This window comes from Pseudonocardia kongjuensis, from assembly GCF_039526905.1.
GTDB classification, from domain to species: Bacteria; Actinomycetota; Actinomycetes; order Mycobacteriales; family Pseudonocardiaceae; genus Pseudonocardia; species Pseudonocardia kongjuensis.
Window position 1 is genome coordinate 12081 of record NZ_BAAAJK010000030.1, and the last position, 3572, is coordinate 15652.

5 protein-coding genes are annotated in these 3572 nt (G+C 77.0%); 1 reads left to right on the plus strand and 4 read right to left on the minus strand.

Going from position 1 to position 3572, the window contains the following annotated elements; all coding sequences use genetic code 11:
* Positions 1 to 993: Glu/Leu/Phe/Val dehydrogenase dimerization domain-containing protein (locus ABD160_RS22625; RefSeq protein WP_344025716.1), on the minus strand; the 993-nt coding region annotated here is incomplete at its 3' end.
* A gap of 341 nt (positions 994 to 1334) precedes the next feature.
* Here ABD160_RS22625 and ABD160_RS22630 point away from each other — a divergent pair.
* Positions 1335 to 1547 (plus strand): hypothetical protein, encoded by a 213-nt coding sequence (locus tag ABD160_RS22630; protein ID WP_344025718.1) that lies wholly within the window; start codon positions 1335 to 1337, stop codon positions 1545 to 1547.
* A 34-nt stretch (positions 1548 to 1581) separates the two neighbouring features.
* On the opposite strand, the gene ABD160_RS22635 is transcribed toward ABD160_RS22630, so the two are convergent.
* From ABD160_RS22635 to ABD160_RS22645, 3 genes are read right to left on the minus strand one after another with little or no spacing between them, the layout of a single operon-like run.
* The gene (locus ABD160_RS22635; protein ID WP_344025720.1) at positions 1582 to 1962 is read right to left on the minus strand and encodes a Rieske (2Fe-2S) protein; all 381 of its coding nucleotides are present in this window, start codon (positions 1960 to 1962) and stop codon (positions 1582 to 1584) included.
* Between the two features lie 23 nt (positions 1963 to 1985).
* A complete protein-coding gene (locus tag ABD160_RS22640; RefSeq protein WP_344025722.1) occupies positions 1986 to 3212 on the minus strand; it encodes an NAD(P)/FAD-dependent oxidoreductase in 1227 nt (408 codons plus the stop codon).
* Entirely contained in the window at positions 3209 to 3550 is a 342-nt protein-coding gene (locus ABD160_RS22645) for a Rieske (2Fe-2S) protein (protein WP_344025724.1), read from the minus strand. The genes ABD160_RS22640 and ABD160_RS22645 overlap by 4 nt, the downstream gene beginning before the upstream one ends.
* Between the last annotated feature and the right edge of the window lie 22 nt (positions 3551 to 3572).

Consider the following 3572-nt stretch of genomic DNA (forward strand, 5'->3'; position numbering starts at 1 on the left):
GTGGGCGACGGTGACGGTGTCGGTGCCCCGCCCGGCGGCCTCGTCCAGGATCCGGACCGCGGTGGTGCCGATGGCGTCGATCTTCTCCTCGATGCCGTCGTCGCTGCCCAGCACCTCGGCCTCGCAGACGATCACGCCGCCCGCGTTGGCGACGAAGTCCGGGACGTAGTCCACCCCCCGCGCGGCGAGCACCGCCGCGCCGGCGTCACCGGCGAGCGGGTTGTTCGCGCCCGGCACGACCGCGCGGGCGCGCAGCGCGTCGAGCACCGCCGGGGTGAGCACGCCGCCCGCCGCGCACGGGCAGAGCACGTCGGCGTCGGCGGTGAGGATCTCGCCGACCGGCACCGCGACGGCGCCCGCGCCCCGCGCGGCGCGCACCCTGGCGTCGTCGGTGTCGGCGACCAGCACCTCGGCACCGGCCGCGCGCAGCAGCCCGACCAGCGCGGACCCGACCTTGCCCAGGCCCTGCACGGCGATCCGGCGGCCGGCGAGCCGGTGCCCCTGCCGTCCGAGGGTGGCCTCGACCGCGCGGAGGACGCCGCGGGCGGTGAACGGCGACGGATCCCGCCGCGACGACACCACCGGCACGTCCCGGGCCAGCACCTCCATGTCGGCGGCGTCGGTACCCATGTCGGCGCCCGGGATGTAGCGCCCGCCCAGCGCGGCGACGTGCCGGGCGTGCACCGGCAGGAACGCCGCCTTGGCGGCCGGCGTGGCCGCCGCGTCGATCACGCTCTTGCCGCCGCCGAGCCGGAGCCCGGCCAGTGCGGACTTGTAGGTCATGGCGCGGGCGAGCGCCATCGCGTCCCGGACGGCGTCGTCGAAGCTCGGGTAGGCGCGCATCCGCACCCCGCCCAGCGACGGCCCCATCGTGGTGTCGTGGATCGCGACCACCGAGCGGATCCCGGAGTCCGGGTCGCGGACGGTGGTCAGCTGCTCGAACTCGTCGGCGTCGGCGGGCCGGGGGGTCGGGAGGACGGCGGGCAGGCTCATGGGATCTCCACGGGGCGGCGGCAGCGGCGGTCCGGGGTCGGGACCGCCGGAACCAGTGCAGCGCCCGGGCCGCGGGCGGTGCAAGATCCGGACGCGAACGGGCGGGTGACACGCAACGAACGGCGGCTCCGGGGCCCGGCGGCGCCGGATCGTTGTGCGGCCCGGATTATCCGGTCGACGGGAGTCGCCACAGCACCTACCGTGGTCGGTGATCGCACGGGCCGTCATCCATCCGGCCCTGATGCCGGTCGCGCCGGGCGCCGCCCCGCGACCCGCCCGGCGCCGTCCGCACGACCGGACGGCGCGACCGGGCACCGACCTCCGACGAATCGACCACGACCGTGCACGCCTCACTGCTCCGCCCCGACGACCCCTCCGTCCGCGACGCCGTCCACCGGCTCACCGCCGAGTTCGCCGGCCACCGGCTGCCCGCCCCGCTCGTCGAGAGCGTCGTGCGGGGCTCCCGCGACGATCTCGACTCCGTCCCCGCGCCCGCGCTGCCCGAGATGGTGGAGCGCCTGGCCCGGCAGCGGCTGATCGAGCACGTGGGCTGACCCGGCGCGGGCGCCGGGCGGCTCGGCGGGCCGGTCAGGAACCGGCCCGGTCCCCCAGCCGGCGCGCCCCGGCCGCCCGGCGCCGCATCGCCGCGCCGGCCAGCTCGTCGTCGACGCCGACGTAGACGTGCCCGTCCTCCTCCCGGACCGGGAACACGGTGATCGGCCGGGTGGCCGGCGGGCACAGCGGCTCACCCGAGCGGTAGTCGAAGACGCTGCCGTGGCAGGAGCACAGCAGGCCCTCGTCGGTCACCTTGCCGCTGGAGAGCAGGCAGTCCAGGTGGCTGCAGTAGTTCGAGGTGGCGTGCACCTCGCCGTCCGAGCGGGACACGGCGACCTCGACGTCGCCGGCGAAGAAGCGGCGGACCACCCCCTCGGGGACCTGGCCGGACCGGGCGATCTTGTGGAACTCCACGATGGACTCCTCGGGCGGTGTGCTCAGGCGGAGATGCCGTCGAGCAGGTCGAACAGGTCGGTGTCGTCGTCGGCGAGTGCGGCGGCCGGGACCGGCTCGCCGAGCGCGATCAGCTGCCGCACCGCGGGCACGTCGCCGCCCCGCTCGACGGCGAAGGCCGCACGCACGCGGCCGTCGGTCAGGTAGAAGGCGGTGAAGTCGCCGTCGGCGACGCTGCCCCGCACGACGACGTCGGCCGCGGCCGGCGGGTGGCCGACGACCTGCAGGTTCAGCTCGAACTGATCCGACCAGAACCAGGGCTCGCCGGGATCCTGTGCGGGCAGGCCGAGCAGCTCGCGCGCGACGGCGGTGCCGCCGGTGGTGGCGTTGTCGACGTGCTCGACCCGGACGAAGCCGGAGCCGGCGGCGCGGGTGGCGACGTCCCCGGCGGCGAACACGCCGGGCGCGGACGTCCGGCCGGTGCCGTCGACGACGATCCCGCCGCGCACCGGATCGGTCGCGATGCCGGCGTCGCGGGCCAGGCCGTCGTTCGGCACCGACCCGACCGCGACGACGACCAGATCGGCCTCGACCGGCCCGCTCGCCGTGCCGACCAGCACGCCGCCGCCGGTCGGGGTGACCGACGCGATCTCCTGGCCGCAGCGCAGGTCGACGCCGTGCGCGCGGGCCAGGTCGGCGCAGAACCCGGCCATCTCGAGGCCGACCTGGCCGAGCATCGGCAGCACGCCGGCCTCCAGCACGGTCACCGCGATGCCGCGCTCCCGGGCCGTCGAGGCGACCTCGGCGCCGATCAGGCCGCCGCCGACGACGACCAGCCGTTCGACGCCGGGCAGCGCGTCCCGCAGCCGCGCCGCGTCGTCGACGGTGCGCAGGTGCACGATCCGCTCCCCCGCCACGCCGGGCAGGGTCCGGGCCCGCACCCCGGTGGCGAGCAGCACCGCGTCGGCCGCGACGGTGCCGCCGCCGGCCAGCGTGACGCCGCCCGGCCGGACCGCCGCGGCCCGGGCGCCGAGCCGCAGGTCGACGCCGTTCGCGTCGGCCCACGCGGGGTCGAGCAGCACGAGATCCTCGGGCGGGGTGTCGGAGCGCAGGAACTCCTTGGACAGCGGCGGGCGCTGGTAGGGGGCGTGCGGCTCGTCGGACAGCATGGTCACCGGGCCGTCGAAGCCGCGCCGGCGCAGCGTCCGCACGGCGGCGACCGCGGCCGCTCCGGCACCGACGGTGACGAGGCTGCGGGGCAGGTCGTTCATGATTCCTCCTGGCTGCGCGGGTGCGCGCTGACTTCGACGACGCCGTCGACCACCCGGACGTCGTGCACCGGCTGGCACTCGTCGCGCCCGTCGGCACGGCCGGTCTCCGGGTCGAACGCCCACTGGTGCGCCGGACAGACGACCCGGCCCTGCCAGAGCGCACCCCGGGCCAGCGAGCGGCCCTTGTGGACGCACACGTCGTCGAGGGCGAACACCCGGTCCCCGACCAGGAACAGGGCGACCGCCCGGTCCCCGACCTCGACGCGGGTCCGGCGCCGGCGGGCCAGGTCGGCGACCGGGACGGTGGCGATCCAGTGCGCGGTCTCGGTGTCGCTCACGGGCTGCTCCCGGGATCGGGCC